Here is a 22,275-nt window from a genome sequence, read left to right on the forward strand (position 1 = left end):
TGCGCGCCGCGAGGGTCGGCGCTAGCCGACCGATCCTTCGAGCGAAATCGAAATCAGCTTCTGCGCTTCCACCGCGAATTCCATCGGCAGCTGCTGCAGCACGTCCTTGACGAAGCCGTTGACGACGAGGCCGACAGCTTCTTCCTGCGTAAGGCCGCGCTGGATGCAGTAGAACAGCACGTCCTCGGAGATCTTCGACGTGGTGGCCTCGTGCTCGAACGTCGCCGACGAGTTCTTGGCTTCGATGTAGGGCACGGTATGCGCGCCGCATTTGTCGCCGATCAACAGGGAATCGCAGGCGGTGAAGTTGCGCGCGCCGGTCGCCTTGCGATGCGCGGTCACGAGACCGCGATAGGTGTTCTGCGATCTGCCCGCCGCGATGCCCTTGGAGATGATGCGGCTCGACGTGTTCTTGCCGAGATGGATCATCTTGGTGCCGCTATCGACCTGCTGATAGCCGTTCGAGATCGCGATCGAATAGAATTCACCACGGGAATTGTCGCCGCGGAGAATGCAGCTCGGATACTTCCAGGTGATCGCCGAACCCGTCTCGACCTGGGTCCAGGAGATCTTGGAATTGTTGCCACGGCAGTCGCCACGCTTGGTGACGAAATTGTAGATGCCGCCCTTGCCTTCCGAATTGCCGGGATACCAGTTCTGCACCGTCGAATATTTGATCTCGGCATCGTCGTGCGTGACGAGCTCGACCACGGCGGCGTGCAGCTGGTTCTCGTCGCGCTGCGGCGCGGTGCAACCCTCGAGATAGGAGACGTAGGAGCCCTTGTCCGCGATGATCAGCGTACGCTCGAACTGGCCTGTGTTGCGCTCGTTGATGCGGAAGTACGTGGACAGTTCCATCGGGCAGCGCACGCCCGGCGGCACGTAGACGAACGAGCCGTCCGAGAACACCGCCGAGTTCAGCGTCGCATAGAAATTGTCCGACGTCGGCACCACGGAGCCGAGATACTTCTGCACCAGCTCGGGATGCTCGCGGATCGCCTCCGAGATCGGCATGAAGATCACGCCGGCCTTCTTCAGCTCCGCCTTGAACGTGGTCGCAACCGAGACCGAATCGAACACCGCGTCGACCGCGATCTTGCGCCTGGCCGGATCTTCCTCGCCGGGCTTGGGCTCGACGCCTTCGAGCATGGCGACTTCGCGCAAGGGGATGCCGAGCTTCTCGTAGGTCTTGAGGATCTCCGGATCGATCTCGTCGAGCGAGGTGATCGTCTTCTTCGGCTTCGGAGCCGAATAGTAGTAGAGGTCCTGGAAGTCGATCTTGGGATAGTCGACACGCGCCCAGGTCGGCTCGGTCATGGTCAGCCAGCGCCGATAGGCCTCAAGCCGCCACTGGAGCATCCAGGCGGGTTCGTTCTTCTTCTCGGAAATGAACTTGACGGTCTCTTCCGACAGCCCCTTTGGGGCCTTGTCGGACTCGATCAGGGTCTCAAACCCATAACGATACTGATCGACGTCGATGCGCTTCACGCGCTCGACCGTCTCTTGCACGGCTGGCATTCTATCCTCCGCTCGCGGTTTCAAGGACCGCGGTGGATCATCAAATTCGGACGACTATTACGATGTTTCGGGGCGAGACGCACGCGCTTAGAACCGTTCAAGCCGTGTTTCATCGCTTATCCCTTAAGTAGGGTATTACCGAGCTTTCGCCAAGCCTCTAACGCCCTATTGATGTCATCCGGCTCCGTGGACCAGCCCAGACTGAGGCGCACCGCTCCTTGGGCGACGGTGGGATCATACCCCATCGCCGACAATACGTGGGACGGCTGCACTTTTCCTGAGGAACAGGCGGAGCCTGAGGACACAGCGACTCCCTCAAGGTCGAAGCCGATCACCGCGGTCTCGGCCTTAAAGCCGGGAGCCGTGAAAAGAACGGTATTGGGCAAACGCTTGACGTCGTCTGAGAAGACCATGGCGCCGGCAACGGCGCGAATGCCATTTTCCAAGTGATCTCTGAGAGTTGCCATACGCTCCGCATCCTCGGTCAAAGCCTGTACGGCGACCCGCACCGCTGCCCCGAAACCGGCAATCCCGGCGACATTCTCGGTTCCCGCCCGCCGGTTCAGCTCCTGCCCGCCGCCCCGCAGCACCGGCTCAAGTCCGGCCACGCCCTCGGCCACGACCAGCGCGCCGATTCCCTTGGGGCCGCCGATCTTGTGCGCAGAAAAGGTCGCAAGGTCTGCGCCCATAGTCTTGATTTCAAACGGGATCTTTCCGAGCGCCTGGACTGCATCGACGTGCAGGAGGCCACCGGCCCCGTGAACGATTCCCGCAGCCTCGGCGACCGGCTGCAGCGCGCCCGTCTCATTGTTGGCCGCCATGATGGAGACCAGCGCCGGCGGGCCGTCGCTGAGCAGCGCCTTGACATGGTCGAGATCGATCACGCCGGAGCGCGTGACCCGGATCTGGCCGATCTTGTCCGCCGGGAACCGGCCGCCTGCCAGCACCGAAGCATGCTCGATGGCCGAGACCAGAAGCCGCTCGACAGGCCTGCCAGACGGCCCCCGCAGGCCCGGCGACAGCGCCAGCGCATTGGCCTCGGTTCCGGAGGAGGTGAAGACGACGTTCCGCGGCAGCGCGCCGACGGACGTCGCAAGCGTCGCCCGTGCGTCCTCGACAAGCCGTCGCGCCTCGCGCCCCTCGGCATGGATCGAGGACGGATTGCCGATCAGCTCATAGGCTCTGAGCATTGCGCTTCGCGCCTCGGCGCGGAGCGGCGTGGTCGCATTCCAGTCGAGATAAACACGCATCGGCATAAAGTATTATATTACCTACTGGTGGCTGCTTCGGCTGCGCCGGTACCCGACATGGGCCCCGCTGGAGCACTTGGCAATCTCGATTCCGGATCCCCATCGCGCGATGACGCGGCCATGACACGCTAACATCTTGAGCTCATTGGGCGATGTTCAAGATGCTTGCTTTTTGACCCTCGCCTCATGTTAGAACGCGCGCGTCAGTTCACCGCGCGCCGCTCGCGCATCATCCGAGGGCGCCGCTCCACCCTTCCCTTCGCGGCTTGGTCGGCGCAGCAGCCGACGAAGTCCACGCAATCGGTTGATTGCTGAGGACCGTCTTCAAGGGATCAATCAAGAGATCATGCATGCCTGAAGTTATTTTCACCGGCCCCGCTGGCCGTCTCGAAGGCCGCTATCATCCGGCCAAGCAGAAGAACGCGCCGATCGCGATGGTCCTGCATCCGCATCCGCAGTTCCACGGCACGATGAATCATCAGATCATCTACCAGTGCTACTACGCGTTCGCGCATCGCGGCTTCTCGGTGCTGCGGTTCAATTTCCGCGGCGTCGGCCGCAGCCAGGGTTCGTTCGACCACGGCACCGGCGAATTGTCGGATGCCGCCGCGGCGCTCGACTGGGCGCAGACCATCAATCCGGAAGCGCGCGCCTGCTGGGTCGCCGGCTTCTCGTTCGGCGCCTGGATCGGCATGCAGCTGCTGATGCGCCGCCCCGAGGTCGAGGGCTTCATCTCGATCGCGCCGCCCGCCAACCTCTACGACTTCTCGTTCCTCGCGCCCTGCCCGTCCTCGGGCCTGATCGTGCATGGCGAGAAGGACGCGGTGGTGCCGCCCAAGGACGTCAACACCCTGGTCGAGAAGCTGAAGACGCAGAAGGGCATCGTGATCGACCAGCAGGTCATCCCCGGCGCCAATCATTTCTTCGACGCCAAGCTCGAGCCGCTGATGGAAACCATCACGGCCTATCTCGACATGCGCCTCGCCAACGTGCGCTAAGGCACGCGTTATGGTTTGAGCATGATCTTATCGGAAAACCGCTTCACACTTTTCCGGATCATGCTCTAAGCCAACTTGAGCGCGACGATTCCCATCAAGACGAGCGCGATGCCCGCAAGCTTCATCGCGCTCAAGGTCTCGCCGAACAGGACGACGCCCATGACGAACGTGCCGGCCGCGCCAATGCCGGTCCAGACCGAATAGGCGACGCCGACCTCCAGCACCTTCAGGGCGCGCCCGAGCAGGAAGACGAAGGCTGCGAGCAGCACAAGCGAGACGAAGCTCCAGCCTGCGCGCGTATAGCCCTCCGCATATTTCATCGAGATCGCCCAGCCGACATCGAGTGCGCCGGCGATCACCAGCATCAGCCAGGCCATGGATTGCGACATCGCCGTGGGCTCAGGCCGCAAGCTTGAGCAGATGCGCGTCGTGGCGCACGAGGAAGGCGCGCAGCAATTGCGGATAGTCCGCGCCGACCGCAGTGCGGACGCTCGGACGCTTCGCCAGCTCGGCGCGCCAGGCCCGGACCTTCGGCAGATCCTTGAAGATGCCGAGTTCGATCAATTCATCGAACACGTCGAAATAACGGAAGACCGGGGCAAACACCGCATCGACCAGACTGAACGCATCGCCGGCGAAGAACGGGCCTGCGCTCAGCGCGCCCTCGATACGCGCGAACTTCGCCACGAGCGCCTGGCGCTTGCCTTCGAATGTTGCGGGATCGGTCGTGGTCTCCAGGCCCCAGAGATCGCCCAGGATCGCCGAGCCGAACTCCATCCAGGCGCGGTGCCCTGCGCGCGCCAGCGCGTCGGCTGGATGCAATCTGGCGCCGCCTTGCGTCTCCTCGATGTACTCGCAAATCACGTTGCTCTCGAACAGCGCGACCTCGCCCTTGTCGGTCGTCACGACCAGCACCGGCACCTTGCCGAGCGGGGACAGTTTGAGAAACCAGTCGGGCTTGTTGGCGAGATCGATGTCGACCCGCTCGAACGGGACGCCCTTCTCCTTGAGCGCGATCACCGCGCGCTGCACGTATGGACAAAGCGTATGGCTGATCAGTTTGAGCGTGGCGGTCATGGCAACGATCCCGGCGGTTGGATGCAACTGCATCCAAGATAAATGCAAATGCATGCACCCGTCAAGGTCCATGCATTTGCATTATCCCGCGCTGATCTCGGGCTCGCTGATCTCAGGCTTGTTGATCCCAGGCTTGGAGATCAAGGCCGCGCCATCACCCCACCCGTCATCGGCATCGGCACGCCCGTGGTAGCCGGATAGGACAGCGGCAGGCCCTTCAGGCCACGGGCGGCGAGGAAGCCGAAGGCCTGCGCCTCGATGGCGTCGGAGGCCCAGCCGACCGTTTCGGCGGCCTCGACAGTCGCGGACCCCACACGCTCACGCAGCATCTGGAGCATGGTCCGGTTGCGGGCGCCGCCGCCGCAGACAATCCAGCTCCGGGGCCTGCGTGGCAGCAGCGGAATGATGCGGGCGATCGCCGCTGCGGTGAAGGCGGTGAGCGTCGCGGCGCCGTCCGCCGGCGGCACATCGCCAAGCTTCAGCGCGGCAAAATCGTTGCGGTCGAGCGATTTCGGCGGCGGGCTTGCGAAGAACGGCAGCTCCAGCGCCTGCGCGATCCAGGCTTCGTCCGCCTTGCCGAGCGCAGCGAGCTTTCCGTCCGCGTCGAACGCCTGGTTCATGGTGCGGTACATGAAATCGTCGAGCAGCGCGTTACCGGGCCCAGTGTCGCAGGCAATCAGCGTGTCATTGCCGTCGATATAGGTGATGTTGGAGACGCCGCCGATGTTGACGACAACGATCGGCCCTTCGCGCTCCAGCGACTGGACGAGCGCCCGATGGTAGACCGGCACGAACGGCGCGCCCTGCCCGCCGGCCTCGACGTCAGCCGCGCGGAAATCATGCATCACGGGGATATGGATCGCCCTGGCCAGCGCCGGCGCGTCGCCGATCTGCACCGTCAGTCGCTTCTCGGGGCGGTGCAGCACGGTCTGGCCGTGGAAGCCGACGATGTCGATATCCTCCGGCTTCATTCGGTTCTGGGCGAGGAAGGCGGCCACCGCCTCGGCATGCGCCTGGGTCACGGCGCGCTCGGCCTCGGCCAGAACGCCCGGCCGGGCATCGCGTTGCGGCAGGTGCACGGCCTCGCTCAGCGCCTGGCGCAGCAAATTGCGCTCCGCCGGGCTATAGGGCCGGTAGCCGGACGGCCCGAACGCCTTCACCTGCTTTCCGTCGGTTTCGATCAGCGCGACATCCACCCCGTCCAGCGAGGTGCCGCTCATCAAACCGAGTGCCGTCAACATCATGGATCAGCGTCCTCAAGAGCCCCCTCCGGCATGCCGATCTTGTGCCAGAGGGACACATCTTATAATGCCACAGGCCAAAGTGGCGGGCAGCAATCGAGTTCCCACGGAAGACCTTTAAATTGCGCCCAAAACAGTAAACCAAGAATTGTCAGGCACGCCGACAAATGACTGCATTCAAATCGGATTTCCTCAACACGCTGCAGGAACGTGGATTCATCCACCAGTGCTCCGATTTCGAGGGGCTGGACGCACTCGCGGCCAAGGGCGAGGCGACCGCTTATGTCGGCTACGATTGCACCGCCCGCTCGCTGCATATCGGCAATTACCTGACCATGATGATGCTGCACTGGCTGCAGCAGTCCGGCAACAAGCCGATCACGCTGATGGGCGGCGGCACCACCATGGTCGGCGATCCCTCCGGCAAGGACGAGACGCGTGCGATTCGCACCGTCGCCGAGATCGAGGCCAACAAGGCCTCGATCCGCGGCGTGTTCGCAAAAGTGCTGCGCTATGGCGAGGGCAAGAGCGACGCCATCATGCTCGACAACGCGGAGTGGCTGACCAAGCTCAACTGGATCGAGATGCTGCGCGACGTCGGCCGGCACTTCTCGGTCAACCGCATGCTGACCATGGACTCCGTGCGGCTCCGCCTCGAACGCGAGCAGGAGATGAGCTTCATCGAATTCAACTACATGATCTGCCAGGCCTACGACTATGTCGAGCTCGCCAGGCGGACCGGCTGCAGCCTGCAGATGGGCGGCTCCGACCAGTGGGGCAACATCATCATGGGCGTCGATCTCGGCCGCCGTATGGGCACGCATCAGCTGTTCGCGCTGACGACGCCGCTGCTGACGACGGCGTCGGGCGCGAAGATGGGCAAGACCGCGCAAGGCGCGGTCTGGCTCAACGCCGACCAGTTCTCGCCGTATGATTTCTGGCAGTACTGGCGCAACACCGAAGACGCCGACGTCGGCAAATTCCTCAAGCTGTTCACCACGCTGCCGATGAGCGAGATCAGGAAGCTCGAGGCGCTCGGCGGCTCCGAGATCAATGAGGCCAAGAAGGTGCTCGCCACCGAGGCGACCGCGCTCCTGCATGGTCGCGACGCGGCGAACGAGGCGGCCGAGACCGCGCGCCGTACCTTCGAGGAAGGCGCGCTGGCCGAGAGCCTGCCCACCGTCGAAATTCCGCGCGGCGAGTTCGACGCGGGCCTCGGCGTGCTCAACGCCTTCGTCAAGGCGGGCCTCGTTGCCTCCAACGGCGAAGCACGGCGCCAGATCAAGGGTGGCGGCCTGCGCGTCAACGACGAGCCCGTCACCGACGAGAAGATGGCGCTGTCGGCGGCCAACCTGACGCCCGAGGGCGTGATCAAGCTGTCGTTCGGCAAGAAGAAGCACATCCTCATCAGGCCTGCATAGGCGTATGAGCTTTTCGCTGCTTGTCAGGGCGCGCCGAAGCGCGCTCCCTGATCGGCAATGGATCAGAACACGCCCAAGGAACAGTCCAAGGAACAGTCCAAGCAAGCGGCCAGCGAACGCGTCACGGCGACGCCGCAGGGCGTCGTGCGCACCGCGCTCGTGGTGCTCGCGCTCTGCTTCACGCTCGCTGTGCTCGGCCGCGGCCTCAGCGAGAGCTTCACCGTCTTCCTGAAGCCGATCTCGGAAAACTTCGGCTGGGATCGCGCCCAGGTGGTCTCGATCTATTCGCTGACCTGGCTCGTCAGCGGACTGACGGCGCCGCTGGTCGGACGCCTGTTCGATCATTCCGGACCGCGCATCGTTTATGCACTCGGGCTGTTGCTGCTTGGCTCGGCCTTCCTGATCGCAAGCCATGCGCAGGCGCTCTGGCAATTCCAGCTCTCGATCGGATTGTGCGTCGGCATCGGCGTCGCCTTCATCGGCAATGTGCCGAACTCGATCCTGCTCGGCCGCTGGTTCGGGCCAAAGCTGCCGACCGCGATGGCGGTGGTCTACTCGGCGATGGGTGGCGGCGTGCTGGCGCTGCTGCCGGCCTCGCAGCTTTTGATCGATCATCTCGGGTGGCGCGAAACCTACCAGCTGTTCGGCTTCGCGACATTGGGCCTGCTGGTGCCGCTGCTGCTCCTGCCCTGGCGCATGTTCTCGGCCGGCTCGCCGCACGTGACCAAGAAGACCGATCCCGATTTCATCGACAACGGCTGGACGCTGGTGAGCGCGATGCGGCACCACGCCTTCTGGGCGCTGTTCTCGACCTTTTTCTTCACCGCTGTCGGCATGTATGCGATCGCAGCCCAGATCGTGGCCTATCTGATCGATGCCGGCTTCCCGCCGCTCCAGGCCGCGACCGCCTGGGGTTTTTCGGGCGTCGTGCTAGTGTTCGGCATGTTAGGGGTGTCCGCGCTGGACGGGCTGATCGGACGCCGGCCATCCGTGCTACTCAGCTACGCGATCTCGATCCTCGGCATCTTCCTGCTCTGGCTGTTGCAGTACTATCCAAGCATCATCCTGCTCACCGGCTTCGTCGTCTGCTTCGGCAGCATGATGGGCTCGCGCGGCCCGCTGATCACCGCGACCGCGATGAAGATCTTTCGCGGCAAGCGCGTCGGCACCATTTTCGGTACGATCTCGATCGGCAGCGGACTGGGCTCGGCGTTCGGCTCCTGGAGCGGCGGCCTCATCCACGACGTCACGCACGGCTACAATCTCCTGCTGGTCTTCGCACTTGCGAGCGTGATCCTCGGAATGATTCCATTCCTGGTCGTCCCTGCCTTGCGGCGCTAGGTCTCCCAGAGGTAACCTGAGCGCATTCGCGTCACCGGGAAATTACGGATGGGCGTGGCGCAAAAAGCCGAAAAAATGCGGATCGCGCGGGGCTGAAAGTGCTGGCTGCGGTGTTTTGTCCGACATGACAAAAATGTCAGCGCAAATTGCCCTCGGGTGGCTTGCGAGGCGGAACTGAATACGGTCCAAGTCGGGCATTGGATGGAGGGCACAAACCAATGAACTTTCCCTATCTCGTTCGCTTTCAACCGGTTCTCTTGAGCCTGTTTCGCTTCGTCACTGGCCTGCTGCTGTTCCAGTACGGCGTCGCCAAGCTGTTCAAGTTTCCGGTGCTTCCCTATTTCGCGAACATCCCGCCGATCATCTACGCAGCCGGTACGCTTGAGCTCGTGCTTGGCGCGCTCCTGATGATCGGCCTGTTCACCCGCCTCGCCGCTTTCATCCTCTCTGGTGAAATGGCCTTCGCATACTTCATGGGCCACATGTTCAAGGGCGAGACGCCGGTGTTCCTGCCGCTGCTCAATGGCGGCACCGCGGCGATCCTGTTCTGCTTCGCCTGCCTCTATCTCTCTGCGGCCGGCGGCGGCTCGGTCAGCGCCGATGCGGCGATGGGCAAGGACTAGCGGCGATCGGCAGAACTCACGCGGGCGCAATCAACGCACAAGCAACGAACGGCACCGGCAGCCTTGCCGGTGCCGCCTACCGCGAGCCCAGCACGTCCCAGATGAGAACCAAGGCCGCGACGAGCAGCACGGACATGATGAGGCGGTGAACGAATCGGTTCATGGCCTCTCCGGCTGAGCTCGATGACCACCAAACCCCGTGATCGATCTTCTCCACCGTGCGCGCTGAGGCGCGCCGGCGCATGACCGTTTGCCTGCACGATTGCGCATGAGGCTGCGAGCGGTCACGCGCACAGCCGGCCGCCGCATGGCTATGTTCATGATTAGTAAGAACTTCATGCTACCGCTGTTGACAATAACAACCATTCCGTCGAGGCCGTGATGAAGCTGCTGAGCCATTTGAAGATCCGCACCAAGCTCGCCAGCATGGTCTGTCTGTCGGCACTCACGGTCACGGCCATCATCGGGGTATCATCCGTCCTCAGCAAGAGCCGCATGCTGGAGGATCGCGTCCAGCAGATGCGGACCGCGGTTGATATGCTCTACAACCTCGCCCAATCACTTGAAGAGGAGGTCGGCGCCGGGAAACTGACGCAGGCCGAAGCGAAGGTCCAATTCCATCTGCGCGGCCGCCGCATGAGCTTCAATGGGGGCCAAGGCTATCCCGTGGTCTATAACGCCGATACCTCGATCCTGGTCAACGGCGCGAACCAGCAGCTCGAAGGCAAGATCACAGGCGCGAAGGACTCCAACGGTGTCCTCATCGCAGATGCGATCGTCAGTGCCGGCAACCAGGCCGCTCAGGGCGGCGTAACCTCATATCTCTATCCCCGCCCGGGCCAGACCGAGCCCGTGCGCAAGACGGTTTTCGCGCGCAAATTCGCGCCCTGGAACGCGACGATCAGCTATGGCCTCTATGTCGACGATATCGACGCCGACGTGCGAGCCTTGACGCTGGAGCTGGGTGCGATCGGCATCGGCCTGATGCTGCTGATGGCGACGCTGTCCTGGCTGATCGCCCGCGACGTGCTCGGCGCGCTCGACCGCCAGAAGAACCGCATGCAGGCAATTTCCGAAGGTGCCATCGACACGGCGGTCGAGGAGACCGGTCGCGGCGACGAGATCGGCCGCATGGCCGAAACCCTCGAAGTGCTCCGGCAGACCGCCTTGACGGCGCGCAAGCTGGAGGCCGAGCAGGTCGCCGCCAAGACCCGTACCGAGCAGGAGAAGCGCGACGCCCTGATCGCGCTGGCCGACCGGTTCGATGCCTCGGTGGGCCAGCTCGTCGGCCTGATGGCCTCGGGCTCCGGCGAGCTGGAGGTCACCGCCAAGTCGATGTCGTCGACCGCGGAAGGCACCAACCGCCGCGCCGCCGTCGTCGGCTCGGCCGCCACCGAAGCCAGCCAGCGCGTCCAGACGGTCGCGGCCGCCGCCGAGGAGCTCTCCTCCTCCATCACCGAGATCAGCCGTCAGGTCGCGCAGTCCGCCGAGGTCACCGGCCGCGCGGTCGACAGCGCACGCCGCACCGACACCATCGTGCGCGCCCTCTCCGACGGCGCCCAGCAGATCGAGCACGTCGCCGAGCTGATCTCCAGCATCGCGGCACAGACCAATCTGCTCGCGCTCAACGCCACCATCGAGGCCGCACGTGCCGGTGAAGCCGGCCGCGGCTTTGCCGTCGTCGCCTCCGAGGTGAAGTCGCTGGCAAGCCAGACCGCGGAAGCCACCCGCGAGATCGGCGACAAGATCGCCCAGATCCAGGGCGCGACCAAGGAAGCGGTGGACGCCATCGGCGGCATCACCGCCACCATCGAGGAGGTCAGCCGGATCGCCACCTCGATCGGCGCTGCGATCGAGGAGCAAGGCGCCGCCACCGCCGAGATCGCCCGCAGCGTCTCGCAAACCGCGGAGGCGACGCAGGAAGTCACCACCAATATCGGCGGCGTCAGCACGGCAGCGAACGAGACCGGCAATGCCGCCGGCATGGTGCTTGCCGCTGCCTCGAACCTCTCCAAGCAGGCCGAGCAGCTCTCCGGCGAAGTCGGGACGTTCCTGGCCGGCGTGCGCGCGGCATAACGGCCGGTACCAAACCCGGCAAATCGTCATGGCCGGGCTTGTCCCGGCCATCCACGTTCTGCGCGCTCATGGAAAGAAAGTTGGCGGAGCCCGGGCCCGGACGTGATGCTTCCGGCAGCCTCGCTGCTATCGCCGCGCGAGGGTGCAGCCGCTCGATAGCTGGCGCGTCGATGCGGTCGAGCCATCGTTCGACTGCGACGGGAATTCCTCGAACGGCGAGTTCTGCTTGCCGGTGTTGAATTCGAAGATCTTGCGGAACAGGCCGGGCGCCATCGCCGAAATCGGATTGACGCGCATCACGGGCGCGGCCGGCGTGCCGACCACCTCGTAGGTCACGCCGATCAATCCCTCATTGTTGCCGCCGCCGAGGAAGATGCCGAACAACGGGATCTGGCCGAAGATGTTGTTGACGCCATACATCGGCACGAAGGTGCCGCTCATGCACACCTGGTTGCCGGGAAAGTCGATCGAGCCCTCGATGGTGGCGCCGATCATCGGTCCCTTGACCACGCCGTCACGGATCGTGAGCGCGCCGTTCTGCCGCGTGAACTCCGCACGCATCGCCGTGAACGCGACGCCGCTCTGCGCCCCGTTGGGAGCACCCGCCGCGACGCGATCGAGTTGATCCATTCCCTTGACCGAGAAGTCGCGTACGTTGATCAGGCCTTCCCTTGTCGTAGGCTCCGATGTCGGCGGCTCCATTGCCACCACCATCTGGCCGCCGTAGACCTTGTTGGTGGTATCTGTGAAGCGCAGGAAGTTGCCGGCATCGCTGGTCTGGAGATAGATCACCTCGCGGTTGCCCTGGGCGCGGCCGCCGCGCAGATCGGCGGCCACTGGCGTGTCTTTTCCGATCCTGCCGCTCAGCGTGAAGGCTTTGACCGCACCATTGCGGCGCGACATCTTGGCCTCGACGCTGCGCATCGCCTCGCCGTTGAAACCCATGACGGCGCCGAGTTTCACGTCGATATCGAAGTCGACGTTCTTCATCTTGCTCTTGGCATCGTCCTTGGAATTGCCTGAGATCGCCGACTTCAGGAAGCCGCGGCCGTCGAATACATCGCCGCGCATCGTGCCCTTGACGACGCCGTCCGGGCTGCGCTCCACCTTCAACGACGCCTTGTCGCCGTCGGAGGGCGCGTAGGTCGGGAAGTTCGCGTTCATGAGGTCGCCGTTGGAATCGACCTCGAGCGATCCCTTGATCGAGGCGCCGCCGCCTTCGATGACGATGTCCTCCAGACGGGTCGATTGCGCCGTCGGCACCACCTTGAAGCTGGCCTTGCCGGCTTTACCGGGCAGCTTGACCCAGCCGGGCAGGATGTTGTCGAGCTTGACCGAGGTCAGGTCGGCCTCGATGCCGAGCCTCGTCGTCTGGTCGGGTCCCCCGGCGATCTTGCCCGACAACTTGATCGGCAGCGATCCGCTGACGGCGGGGCTCAAATCGAAACCGAGGCGCGCGCGGCTCGCATCGTCGAGCGTGGTCTGCAATTTGACGTCCGCATCGCCCTCGGCCGGCTTGCGGTAGTCGAGCGAGGCCGCCTGCCCGTTGATCTTGACGTCGCCCTTGACCTGGTAGCCCTGGTTGCTCGCGACGATCTTGAGGTTGTTGGCCTCCAGCTTCTGGTTCATCACCAGCTTGTCGGCGGCAAAGCCGTTGAGATCGGCGGTGACGGTGTAGGTGGTGTCGGCCTTGGTCAGCTCGCCCTTGACCGGCAACCCAAGCTGGATGTTCGCCGAGAACGTCCCCTTGCTGGTATTGGGATCGATGGTCGTCGAGGACAGATCGCTCAGGCGATCATTGGAAAGCATTTCGGCGGCCGCAGGCACCGGGCCTTCGGCACGGAACCTGGTCCGCGACGGCGACGGCTTGGGCGCCATGTCGGGCACCTCGAAGACGAAGTCGGAAATCGTGACCTTGCGGCCCGCCGGCGTATCGGCGATGCCCTGCCCGATATTCACGGTCGCGGTGCGGCCGGTCACGCGCGCCTTCAAATCGGCATCGTGCACCACAGGCATGCCGTCGACGGGGCGAACCGCGACACCGCTTGCCACGATATTGACCGACAGGCCGTCGTCGGGAATGGGCGGCCCCTTGCGCGGAAGATTCTTCGTCGGCGAATTGACGCCGATCTCGATGCGCTGGAGCGTTCCACGCTCGATCCGCTCGATCACCCATTCGCGCAACTCGGGAACGACAAGCGTCGGCCACATCCGCTTGAGCGCGGAGGCCGACATCGGCGTTCCCGCAAAACCCAATGTCAGCCGCGGCTCGCCCGAATAGTCGATGGCACCGGTGCCGGCGACGCCGATCTCGCCGTTGGAGATATCGGCCTGTGTCAGCAGCAGCCTCTTGTGGTCGGTGTCGAAGCGGAAGCCGATCGCAATGCGGTTGAAGACCAGCGGCGGCTCGTTGTCGATGCCGCCGAGCAGGATCGAGCCGCCGCTGAAACCGAGCTGCCAGTCATTGACGGTGCCGTTGGGCGGCTCGAGATGCGCCAGAAGGGTCAGTCGGTTCGCGCCCGAGAGGATCTTGAAGGGCGCGACCAGCACCCGCCGGTTGGCGTCCCACTCGACATTGATCTCCGCCGAGTCGATCCCCATCGGATAGTCGGGCGTATCGGTGTCGATGATGTTGCCCGCACCGACCGCGATCTTGCCGCGAAAGAAGGTCGGCACGCCGTCGCGGCCGAGCTCGCCCTTGAGCTCGCCGGTGAGCGGCAGGTCGGCAGTGTAAGTGAGGTCCTTCACCCGCAGCGCCAGCAGGATGTTGGCGGTCGAGACCTTGTCGGCGCGGATGTCGACCGAGCGCACGCCGTTCTCGGTGGGGCCGATCGTGGCACGCAGCGACCACGGATGCGCGCCCTCCTCGCCGAGGCTGAGCGCGACGCCACCACGGCTCGGTCGACGCAGGCTGAGCGTGATGTTCTCAAACGTCCATTTGCTGCCGCGCTGCTGATCGTCGACGATCAGATTGCCGTTCTTCAGGCCGATCTCGTTGAGGTTCTGGCCGTCGAGGCCGGTCATGCTCAGGCTGTCGAGCCAGTCGAGGCCCTGAAGAATGCCGGTCGGGGTCGTGGCCTGGGGCACGGCTTGCGATGCGTCGGGGTTTGCAGGCGTCGTGGCGAACGGCGGCGGCGGGACACCGTTGCGCGGGAATGTCGGCGGCAGCCCTGCGTCCTTCTTGGAGGCGACGCCGGTCGCGAGCGGCTTCGCGGTGTCGCCGGCCGACACCGTGACGGTGCCGTCCGGCGCGATCCGGATCGCGAGCTCGGCATCGACGAGGTTGAGGCTTTCGGCGCGCAGATGCCCCATCAGCAGGCCTGCCCCCGACAGCTTCACCTCGGCCTTCGGCGCGGTCGCGACAATGGCGTGATCCTGGTCGCGCACGACGATGTCGCGGATGCGCACGGCGATGCGGACCCGCCCGGCCCGCTCGATCTGCGTGCCGCCGACCTCCACGGTGTTGCCGTGGCCGATATTGTCCTCGATCGCGGCGGCGAGCCACGGTGTCGCAATGTCGAGATTGATGGGACCGGCGCCGAGCCGCCACCACAGCGCGCCGAAACAGCCGACGAAGATGACGATCAGGGCACCGACGACCACGGCCACGCGCTTCAGCCAGCGACCGCCGCCCAGCCAGCGGCGCAACGGCCCAAACCCGTCACCGATGCGATGGAAGCCTGAATTGGAACGCGACAACAGCCGGCGCGCCCGATGGCCCGCCGCCGCTTCCTGATCCGGATCCCAATCGGCGTCATCCCATTGCTGCGGCTCTGGTTGGCCGCCGCGCCGATCCAAATCCCGATTGTAATCCTGGGGCGACGTATTCCTTGCCATTGCCTCTCGATACAGGCGCCCGTCGTGGGATTGAGCGCCGCCGGGACCGCAGCCGTCGACCGGAAGCGAAGCTCCCTGCGCCGGCATTGCCGCCATACCTCGAATATTCCTGCTGTTCGTCATTTCGCCCCGGGAGCGCGTTCAACGAGCAGTGGGGTGGTGCGTGGAATTCCTTGTATCCAGACTCCGGCGTCGTCAGACTCGCCCAGCCGAGGGCACGATTCCGGCATACCGGACGAGGGCTGCAATACCGCTTTGGTTGACCCGCCGAAAGCGACGAAAGGAAGGCGTATGTCCCAGAAATCCCGAAAGAAATCGTCCAAAACGCCCTCCGCCAGTCCGACGGCTAAAAAGACGCCCGTAAAAACGCGGGCTGCGACTCAAACTAAGCCCGCGAAAACACAGCGGACACCGGCGAGCAAATCAACTGGGACCCTAGCAAAGACAGCATCGCACAAGGCCGCATCGAAACGGTTAATTTCTTCCAAATCGGCATCCGCGCCTGAAACGACGGCGAAGGCCGGCCTGGCCGAAGGCCAGAAGGCTCCCGCCTTCCGCCTGCCCCGCGACGGTGGCGGCGTCGTCGCGCTGTCGGATTATGCCGGCCAGAAGCTCGTCCTGTTCTTCTACCCCCGCGCCGACACGCCGGGCTGCACCAGGGAGGCCATCGATTTCACCCGGCTGGCCGGCGCCTTCGCCGCGGCTGGCACCGCCGTGCTCGGTATCTCCGCCGATCCGGTAAAGGCTCAGGACAAGTTCCGCGACAAGCACGGTCTCGGCATCCCCCTCATCTCGGACGAGAAACACGAGATGCTGGAGACCTACGGGGCCTGGGGAGAAAAGTCTATGTACGGCAAGAGCTTCCTCGGAGTTCTTCGCACCACGATACTGCTTGGCGCCGACGGCAAGATCGCCAAAATCTGGCGCAATGTCCGGGTCGAGGGCCACGCCGACGACGTGCTGGACGCGGCAAGGAGCCTTTAACCAATCCTTTAAATTCGAGCGGTTCCGTTTCCGGAAAATTAACCATGACCGGCCCAGATTGCCGCGGCAATTAGGCCGTACGGACTCATCCGACCGGCGCGGGAGTGCCGATGTCGAAAAGTTCTGCCCAACTTTCGCAGTACACCCAACATCACCCGCACGACCACGGACGGGCCTTTCATCGCCGTGCTGCCGCGTCGGCAACCGCCCTTCCCCTCCCGGACACCGACGACGCCTACACCATCGTGCATCACGGCAAGCAGGTTCGCCTGGGACCTGTGGTGTTCTGGATCGTGGTCGGCACCGTCGTGTTGCTCGGGCTCTGGTCGGCCGCAACCGCTACCTATTTCGCCTTCCGCGACGACGTCCTCACCCGGCTGATCGCCCGGCAGGCTGAGATGCAATACGCCTATGAGGATCGCATCACCGAGCTACGGGCCAAGGTCGACCGCACCACCAGCCGGCAATTGCTCGACCAGGAGCAGTTCGATCAGAAGCTCGACCAGATCATGAAGCGCCAGACGGCGCTGGAGTCCCGGGCCACGGCGCTCGGGTCCATGCCAGACGTGACCGGATCGATTGCCCGTTCCACCCCGCAGCGTGGCGATTCGAGCCAGACGACGCAGGGCACGCCAAAGCCCTCGCCGATCAGCGACACCGTGATCTTCGTGGCGCCGCCGGATCGCGAAGCCCGGCTCGAGTCGCGCGCGCCGACCCTCGCAGCTGCGCCCGTCAATCAATTCGCCAAGAACCAGGGGTTCGACAACATCGTCATCAGGCTCACGACCTCGCTTGACCAGGTCGAGCGTCGCCAAATGGCGGCGCTCAGCGCCGTCGAGGAAAGCATGGATTCACGCATGCGCCGGATGCGCGGCGTCGTCAGCGATCTCGGCCTGAACCTCGCGAACCTCGAAGCCGCCGTGCCGCGCACAGCGATGGGCGGGCCTTTCGTACCCGTTAAACTCACGGCAACTTCAGGGCCGTTCGAGAAGCAGCTCTATCGCATCAACAGCACCCGCGCCGAGATGGACCGGCTCAATCGCACGCTGGCACTCGTGCCCTATCGCAAGCCCGTCATCGGCGAGGTCGAGTTCACCTCCGGCTTCGGCGTGCGCAGCGATCCGTTCCTCGGCCGGCCTGCGATGCATACCGGGCTCGACTTCCGCGCCGCGACCGGCGATCCCGTTCGCGTCACCGCCAACGGCAAGGTCGTCTCGGCCGGCTGGTCCGGCGGCTACGGCCGCATGATCGAGGTCGATCACGGCAATGGCCTTGCGACCCGCTACGGCCATCTCTCCGAGATCAATGTCAGGGTCGGCGAGATCGTGAAGATCGGCCAGGTCGTCGGTCTCGTCGGGTCGACCGGCCGTTCCACCGGCCCGCATCTGCATTACGAAACCCGTATCGACGGCGAAGCGGTCGATCCGCAGAAATTCTTGCGCGCCGGCGTGCGACTCAGCGCGGGCTAGCGTCGGCTCACAGCCGACATTTCATTGGCTGCGCTCGTGGCCGACCTCACCGGTGATGACGTCGCCGAACAGCTCCCAGGCCTGCCCGTTGAAGCGCATCAGCTGCATCTGCTCGATCGGAAAATAATCGTCGGCTGAGGTGTTCACCATGATGCCGGGCAGCATCAAGTCGGTGTGAAAATTCTTCAGGCTCGTGGCCTGCTTCATGACGTTGTCACGCGTGAGATTGTCGCCGCACTGCTTCAGCACCTGCGCCATCGCCTCGGCCTGGACGTAACCGTAGACATTGTTGGAATTTGCCTTGTCGCCATCAGGGTAATATTTGTCCATGAACGCGCGCCATTTGATCACCGCAGGATCCTTGTCCCAGGTCGGATCGGTCGGGTCCTTGAGATAGACGGTCGAGATGATGTCCTTGGCATAATCAAGCCCGGCGGGCTTGAGCACCGAGGCGACCGAGGTCGCGGTGTTGGCCAGGAAGAATTTCGGCTTCCAGCCGAGTTCGCCGACCTTCCGGATCGCCTGCGCCGATCCCTTTGGCGCGGCCCATGAGAAGAAAATGTCGGCGCCGGAATCGTGCAATGCCACGATCTGCGAGTCGATCGAGGGATCGCTGACCTCGTAGGATTTGTCGGCGATGATCATGCTGGCCTTGTCGCCAAGCCCATCCTTCAGGCCCTTGAACTGGTCCTTGCCGGCGTCGTCGTTCTGCCAAAACACCGCGATCTTGCTGTTCGGAAAATTGTCACGGATATACTTTGCGTAGATCCGTCCCTCGCTCTGGTAGTTCGGCTGGAATCCCATGGTCCACGGGAAATTCTTGGGGTCACCGAACTTGGTGCCTCCGGACGCGACGAAGAGCTGCGGCACTTTCTTGGCGTTCATGTATTTCATGATCGCGGAATTGGAGGGCGTGCCGAGCGGCTGGAAGATCAGCAACACCTCGTCGCTCTCGACCAGCTTGCGCGCCTGCTCGATCGCCTTTGGCGGCGAATAAGCGTCGTCATAGCTGATGAAGTCGATCTTGCGGCCGTTGATGCCGCCCTGGTCGTTGATCATCTTGAAGAAGGCGGCCTCGGTCTTGCCGATCACACCATAGGACGACGCCGGCCCGCTATAGGGCATGATGTTGCCGAGCTTGATTTCGGTATCGGTGACGCCGGGATCGTATTTCTTCTGCGCCAGAGCTGATGTTGCCGCCGACACTGCGGCAGCAAGCATGACGAGGGCAGCAAGGTTGTTGCGACGACCCGGCATCGTTCTCTCCCCTGTATTTTATAGTCTTGTTTTGCCGAGAGTGTCGCAAGGCCGCTTGCGGCTGGCAAGCGCCGTGATTTTCCGCGAGGTGAAACGGCGGCTCTGGAACTTAAACGACGCGCCGCGGCAGGTTCATGAGGCGTCCGTCAATCACCAGCAATGCGCTGCCGATGACAATTGCGCCCGCGATCTCATGCATGGAGATCGGCTCATCCAGGACCAGCCATCCCAGAAGAATGGCGGTGACGGGAATGAGCAGCGTCACCAGCATCACATTGGTCGCGCCCGAGCGCCGCAGGATCTGGAAGAAGACGATATAGGCGAGCGCCGTCGACAAGCCGGCAAGGCCAAGCACCGCGAGCCATGTCGTGAGGCCCGGCATCGCCAGACGCCACGGCTGCTCCACCGCGCCCGCGACGAGCGCCATCATCACCGTGGAAGCCATCAGTTGAAACGCTGCCGTCCCCAGCGGGGTCGAGTCCTTCAACAGCCGCCGCGCCGCCAGCGCCGCAAAGCCATAGCTGAAGGCGCCGCCCAGGCAGAGCAGGATGCCGAACCCCTGTCCTGCCCGTGTTTCAACGCCCCATCCGCGCAGGATGATCACGCCGGCGAGGCCCAGGGCTACGCCGGCGACGCGCCGCAGCTGCAAGGCCTCTTCGCCCGCGGCCGCCATCACCATCACCGTGAACAGTGGCGTGGTCGCGTTCAGGATCGACGCCAAACCGCTCGGAATGAGAGTCTGGCCGATCACGATCAGAGAGAACGGGATGACGTTGTTGAGGAGCCCGATCGCGACGAACGGCTTCCAGCCCGTGATACCCTTGGGAAAACCGATGCCCTGGATACGGAGCAGCGGCACCAGAATGGCCGAGCCAAGTGCAACGCGCAAAAACACCAGCGTGAGCGGCGGCAATTCCCGTAGCGCGGCGCCGTTGAAAAAGAACGAGCCGCCCCAGAGGACCGAGAGCACAGCGAGCAGCGACCAGTCTCGCGCGTCAATCCGGTTGTCGTTCGGGGGCATGGCGTCTCACCTGGGTGGCCGAGCCTGCCGCCTAGTATGGCGCGTCCGAAACAGCCACCCGATTTCCGATGAAGCATCGGTTTACGAAGCCGATGCACGAACGGAGCGAACGAGGCTGCCCCATGTCGATGTGATCCGCTAGGACGGCTTCTTCGGTCGCGACACCAGCTCGATCATCTTGCCTTCGTCGTCATGCGGCATGGCGGCTTTCGCCCGCGCATAGGACTCGACGGCGGCACGCGCGACCAGCGGCTTGTCCGCCAGCAGGCCTTCGGCGAGCTTCACGGCGTAGGCGGCATCCTTGTGCCGCAGCGCCGACGTGAACGTCGCGCCGCTGAAATCGCGAGCCACCATGCGCTTGGAGTGGCGCTGCACTTGCGGGCTCGCGGCCACGCCTGACAGAATCGATTCCAGCACCAGGTTCATCTCGAGCCCCGCCTGCTCGGCGATCGCCAGTCCCTCTGCGAGGCCGGCGATCTGGATCGCACCCATGAGATTGTTGATGAGCTTGTAAACCGTGCCGGAGCCGACCGCGCCGAAATGGCGGATGGTCGAGCCGATCGGTTCGAGATAGGGCCGTGCCCGTTCGAGATCGGCCGCGTCGGCGCCAACCAAGAGCGTCAGCTTTCCGCTGGCGGCAGCATCCGGCAATCCGGTCACGGGGCAATCGATGTAGATGAGCCCGCGCGCGTTCAGCTCGCGGCCCATCTCGCGGGCGTGGTCATACGAGACGGTGGAGCATTCGACCGCGATGGTGCCGGCCGTGGCCGTCTTGCCCGCGCCCTCGGGTCCGAGCCAGACGGCGCGCGAGGCCTCGTCATCGGCGACCATGGTCACGACGGCGTCGGCGTCGATCGCGGCATCCTTCGGCGAGGTCGCCCAGAGCGCGCCGCGCGCGATCAAGTCTTCCGCCTTGGCCTTGCTGCGATTCCACAGCGTCACCGTAAAACCGGCATCGAGATAGCGGCCGGCCATGCCGTGGCCCATCCGTCCAAGCCCGATGAAGGCTATTCGGCGCATCAATCGACGTCCTCGATGTCCGCGCCCGTGGTGCCGAAGGCGCGCTGCGCCAAGGTCGCGGCCATGAACTCGTCGAGATCGCCGCCGAGCACGCCTGATGTGTCGGAGGTCTGCACGCCCGTGCGCAGATCCTTCACCATCTGATAGGGCTGCAGCACATAGGAGCGGATCTGGTGGCCCCAGCCGATATCGGTCTTGGCGGCCTGGTCGGCGGCGGCCTTCTCTTCACGCCGCTTCAGCTCGATCTGGTAAAGCCGCGCGCGCAGCATGTCCCAGGCCTGCGCCTTGTTCTTGTGCTGGGAGCGGCCGGCCTGGCAGACTACTGCCACGCCGGTCGGGATATGCGTCAGCCGTACCGCGGACTCGGTCTTGTTGACGTGCTGGCCGCCGGCACCACCGGAGCGCATGGTGTCGACGCGGACGTCGGATTCCTTGATGTCGATCTTGATGCTGTCGTCAATGACGGGGAACACGGCAACCGACGAGAACGAGGTGTGCCGCCGCGCGTTGGAATCGAATGGCGATATCCGCACCAGGCGGTGCACGCCCGCCTCGGTCTTCAGCCAGCCATAGGCATTGTGGCCGGAGACCTGGATGGTCGCGGACTTGATGCCGGCCTCTTCGCCCTCGGACTCTTCCAGCATCTCGACCTTGAAGCCGTGGGTTTCGGCCCAGCGCGAGTACATGCGGAGCAGCATCTGCGCCCAGTCCTGGCTCTCGGTGCCACCGGCGCCGGCATGCACTTCGAGATAGGAATCGAAGCTGTCGGCTTCGCCCGATAGCAGCGCCTCGAGCTCGCGCCGCGCGACTTCCTTTTTGAGGTTCTTCAGCGCAGCTTCGGCTTCCTTGACGACGCCCTCATCGCCCTCGGCTTCGCCGAGTTCGATCATGCCGACATCGTCTTCGAGCTCCTGCTCGACCTTGCCGATGCCGGAGAGCGAATCCTCAAGCGAGGTTCGCTCCTGCATCAGTTTCTGGGCTTTCTGGGGATCGTTCCAGAGATTGGGATCTTCTGCGAGCTTGTTCAGCTCAGCGAGGCGCGCCGTCGATTTCTCGACGTCAAAGATGCCTCCTCAGCAGCCCGACTGACTGCTTGATCTCTTCTACCAACCGTTCGATTTCGGCGCGCATGTGGTTCTCTG

The 22,275-nt window shown here is 64.0% G+C and carries 17 protein-coding genes; 7 read left to right on the forward strand and 10 right to left on the reverse strand.

The window, feature by feature from the left end; genetic code table 11:
- Positions 1-21: 21 nt before the first annotated feature.
- Together sufB and IVA88_RS22465 are read right to left on the reverse strand one after the other, a co-directional pair.
- The gene (gene sufB, locus IVA88_RS22460; RefSeq protein WP_247499343.1) at positions 22-1,518 is read right to left on the reverse strand and encodes a Fe-S cluster assembly protein SufB; all 1,497 of its coding nucleotides are present in this window, start codon (positions 1,516-1,518) and stop codon (positions 22-24) included.
- 116 nt (positions 1,519-1,634) lie between these two features.
- Entirely contained in the window at positions 1,635-2,774 is a 1,140-nt protein-coding gene (locus IVA88_RS22465) for a cysteine desulfurase family protein (RefSeq protein WP_247499344.1), read from the reverse strand.
- Positions 2,775-3,118: 344 nt separating this feature from the next.
- Between IVA88_RS22465 and IVA88_RS22470 the strand changes: the two genes are divergently transcribed.
- Positions 3,119-3,766, forward strand: coding sequence for an alpha/beta hydrolase (locus tag IVA88_RS22470; RefSeq protein WP_007591562.1), 648 nt, complete (start codon positions 3,119-3,121; stop codon positions 3,764-3,766).
- Between the two features lie 65 nt (positions 3,767-3,831).
- Here IVA88_RS22470 and IVA88_RS22475 read toward each other — a convergent pair whose 3' ends face one another.
- The 3 genes from IVA88_RS22475 to IVA88_RS22485 all read right to left on the reverse strand — a co-directional run bounded on the left by IVA88_RS22475 (position 3,832) and on the right by IVA88_RS22485 (position 6,087).
- Positions 3,832-4,155 (reverse strand): multidrug efflux SMR transporter, encoded by a 324-nt coding sequence (locus tag IVA88_RS22475; protein ID WP_247499345.1) that lies wholly within the window; start codon positions 4,153-4,155, stop codon positions 3,832-3,834.
- Positions 4,156-4,165: 10 nt separating this feature from the next.
- Entirely contained in the window at positions 4,166-4,843 is a 678-nt protein-coding gene (locus tag IVA88_RS22480) for a glutathione S-transferase family protein (protein WP_247499346.1), read from the reverse strand.
- A 140-nt stretch (positions 4,844-4,983) separates the two neighbouring features.
- Positions 4,984-6,087 carry an anhydro-N-acetylmuramic acid kinase gene (locus IVA88_RS22485; protein ID WP_247499347.1) on the reverse strand — a complete coding sequence of 368 codons (1,104 nt, stop codon included), beginning with the start codon at positions 6,085-6,087 and terminating at the stop codon, positions 4,984-4,986.
- Positions 6,088-6,251: 164 nt separating this feature from the next.
- Between IVA88_RS22485 and tyrS the strand changes: the two genes are divergently transcribed.
- From tyrS to IVA88_RS22505, 4 genes are all read left to right on the forward strand, one after another.
- Entirely contained in the window at positions 6,252-7,505 is a 1,254-nt protein-coding gene (tyrS, locus tag IVA88_RS22490) for a tyrosine--tRNA ligase (protein ID WP_247499348.1), read from the forward strand.
- A gap of 57 nt (positions 7,506-7,562) precedes the next feature.
- On the forward strand, positions 7,563-8,846 hold the full coding sequence (locus IVA88_RS22495; protein ID WP_247499349.1) for an MFS transporter: 1,284 nt from the start codon (positions 7,563-7,565) through the stop codon (positions 8,844-8,846).
- A 218-nt stretch (positions 8,847-9,064) separates the two neighbouring features.
- Positions 9,065-9,469 (forward strand): DoxX family protein, encoded by a 405-nt coding sequence (locus IVA88_RS22500; protein ID WP_247286218.1) that lies wholly within the window; start codon positions 9,065-9,067, stop codon positions 9,467-9,469.
- A 381-nt stretch (positions 9,470-9,850) separates the two neighbouring features.
- Positions 9,851-11,545, forward strand: coding sequence for a methyl-accepting chemotaxis protein (locus tag IVA88_RS22505; RefSeq protein WP_247499350.1), 1,695 nt, complete (start codon positions 9,851-9,853; stop codon positions 11,543-11,545).
- A 126-nt stretch (positions 11,546-11,671) separates the two neighbouring features.
- On the opposite strand, the gene IVA88_RS22510 is transcribed toward IVA88_RS22505, so the two are convergent.
- The gene (locus tag IVA88_RS22510; protein WP_247500389.1) at positions 11,672-15,469 is read right to left on the reverse strand and encodes a DUF3971 domain-containing protein; all 3,798 of its coding nucleotides are present in this window, start codon (positions 15,467-15,469) and stop codon (positions 11,672-11,674) included.
- 204 nt (positions 15,470-15,673) lie between these two features.
- On the opposite strand from IVA88_RS22510, the gene IVA88_RS22515 reads away from it, so the two are divergent.
- Together IVA88_RS22515 and IVA88_RS22520 are read left to right on the forward strand one after the other, a co-directional pair.
- The gene (locus IVA88_RS22515) at positions 15,674-16,366 is read left to right on the forward strand and encodes a peroxiredoxin (RefSeq protein WP_247499351.1); all 693 of its coding nucleotides are present in this window, start codon (positions 15,674-15,676) and stop codon (positions 16,364-16,366) included.
- A gap of 110 nt (positions 16,367-16,476) precedes the next feature.
- Positions 16,477-17,835, forward strand: a complete 1,359-nt coding sequence (locus IVA88_RS22520; protein WP_247499352.1) for a M23 family metallopeptidase — start codon at positions 16,477-16,479, stop codon at positions 17,833-17,835.
- Positions 17,836-17,856: 21 nt separating this feature from the next.
- Here IVA88_RS22520 and IVA88_RS22525 read toward each other — a convergent pair whose 3' ends face one another.
- The 4 genes from IVA88_RS22525 to prfB form a co-directional block, all read right to left on the reverse strand.
- Positions 17,857-19,092 (reverse strand): ABC transporter substrate-binding protein, encoded by a 1,236-nt coding sequence (locus IVA88_RS22525; RefSeq protein WP_247499353.1) that lies wholly within the window; start codon positions 19,090-19,092, stop codon positions 17,857-17,859.
- Between the two features lie 109 nt (positions 19,093-19,201).
- On the reverse strand, positions 19,202-20,113 hold the full coding sequence (locus IVA88_RS22530; protein WP_247499354.1) for a DMT family transporter: 912 nt from the start codon (positions 20,111-20,113) through the stop codon (positions 19,202-19,204).
- Between the two features lie 138 nt (positions 20,114-20,251).
- On the reverse strand, positions 20,252-21,133 hold the full coding sequence (locus tag IVA88_RS22535; RefSeq protein WP_247499355.1) for an NAD(P)-dependent oxidoreductase: 882 nt from the start codon (positions 21,131-21,133) through the stop codon (positions 20,252-20,254).
- Positions 21,133-22,264 (reverse strand): peptide chain release factor 2 gene (prfB, locus tag IVA88_RS22540; RefSeq protein ID WP_247499356.1). Its coding sequence is split into 2 segments (ribosomal slippage): positions 21,133-22,194 and positions 22,196-22,264, totalling 1,131 coding nucleotides; the frame shifts between segments, so codons are not numbered across the junction. Before prfB ends, IVA88_RS22535 begins: the two co-directional genes overlap by 1 nt.
- Between the last annotated feature and the right edge of the window lie 11 nt (positions 22,265-22,275).

Origin of the sequence: Bradyrhizobium sp. 149, assembly GCF_023073915.1 — a bacterium.
Taxonomy (GTDB): Bacteria; Pseudomonadota; Alphaproteobacteria; order Rhizobiales; family Xanthobacteraceae; genus Bradyrhizobium.

Bases quoted from the DNA above. Each gene is read 5' to 3' on its own strand.
- IVA88_RS22465 (WP_247499344.1), bottom strand. From the start codon at position 2,774: ATGCCGATGCGTGTTTATCTCGACTGGAATGCGACCACGCCGCTCCGC.
- IVA88_RS22510 (WP_247500389.1), bottom strand. From the start codon at position 15,469: ATGCCGGCGCAGGGAGCTTCGCTTCCGGTCGACGGCTGCGGTCCCGGC.
- IVA88_RS22530 (WP_247499354.1), bottom strand. From the start codon at position 20,113: ATGCCCCCGAACGACAACCGGATTGACGCGCGAGACTGGTCGCTGCTC.
- IVA88_RS22505 (WP_247499350.1), top strand. From the start codon at position 9,851: ATGAAGCTGCTGAGCCATTTGAAGATCCGCACCAAGCTCGCCAGCATG.
- IVA88_RS22480 (WP_247499346.1), bottom strand. From the start codon at position 4,843: ATGACCGCCACGCTCAAACTGATCAGCCATACGCTTTGTCCATACGTG.
- IVA88_RS22470 (WP_007591562.1), top strand. From the start codon at position 3,119: ATGCCTGAAGTTATTTTCACCGGCCCCGCTGGCCGTCTCGAAGGCCGC.
- IVA88_RS22475 (WP_247499345.1), bottom strand. From the start codon at position 4,155: ATGTCGCAATCCATGGCCTGGCTGATGCTGGTGATCGCCGGCGCACTC.
- IVA88_RS22535 (WP_247499355.1), bottom strand. From the start codon at position 21,133: ATGCGCCGAATAGCCTTCATCGGGCTTGGACGGATGGGCCACGGCATG.
- sufB (WP_247499343.1), bottom strand. From the start codon at position 1,518: ATGCCAGCCGTGCAAGAGACGGTCGAGCGCGTGAAGCGCATCGACGTC.
- IVA88_RS22520 (WP_247499352.1), top strand. From the start codon at position 16,477: ATGTCGAAAAGTTCTGCCCAACTTTCGCAGTACACCCAACATCACCCG.
- tyrS (WP_247499348.1), top strand. From the start codon at position 6,252: ATGACTGCATTCAAATCGGATTTCCTCAACACGCTGCAGGAACGTGGA.
- IVA88_RS22485 (WP_247499347.1), bottom strand. From the start codon at position 6,087: ATGATGTTGACGGCACTCGGTTTGATGAGCGGCACCTCGCTGGACGGG.
- IVA88_RS22500 (WP_247286218.1), top strand. From the start codon at position 9,065: ATGAACTTTCCCTATCTCGTTCGCTTTCAACCGGTTCTCTTGAGCCTG.
- IVA88_RS22525 (WP_247499353.1), bottom strand. From the start codon at position 19,092: ATGCCGGGTCGTCGCAACAACCTTGCTGCCCTCGTCATGCTTGCTGCC.
- IVA88_RS22495 (WP_247499349.1), top strand. From the start codon at position 7,563: ATGGATCAGAACACGCCCAAGGAACAGTCCAAGGAACAGTCCAAGCAA.
- IVA88_RS22515 (WP_247499351.1), top strand. From the start codon at position 15,674: ATGTCCCAGAAATCCCGAAAGAAATCGTCCAAAACGCCCTCCGCCAGT.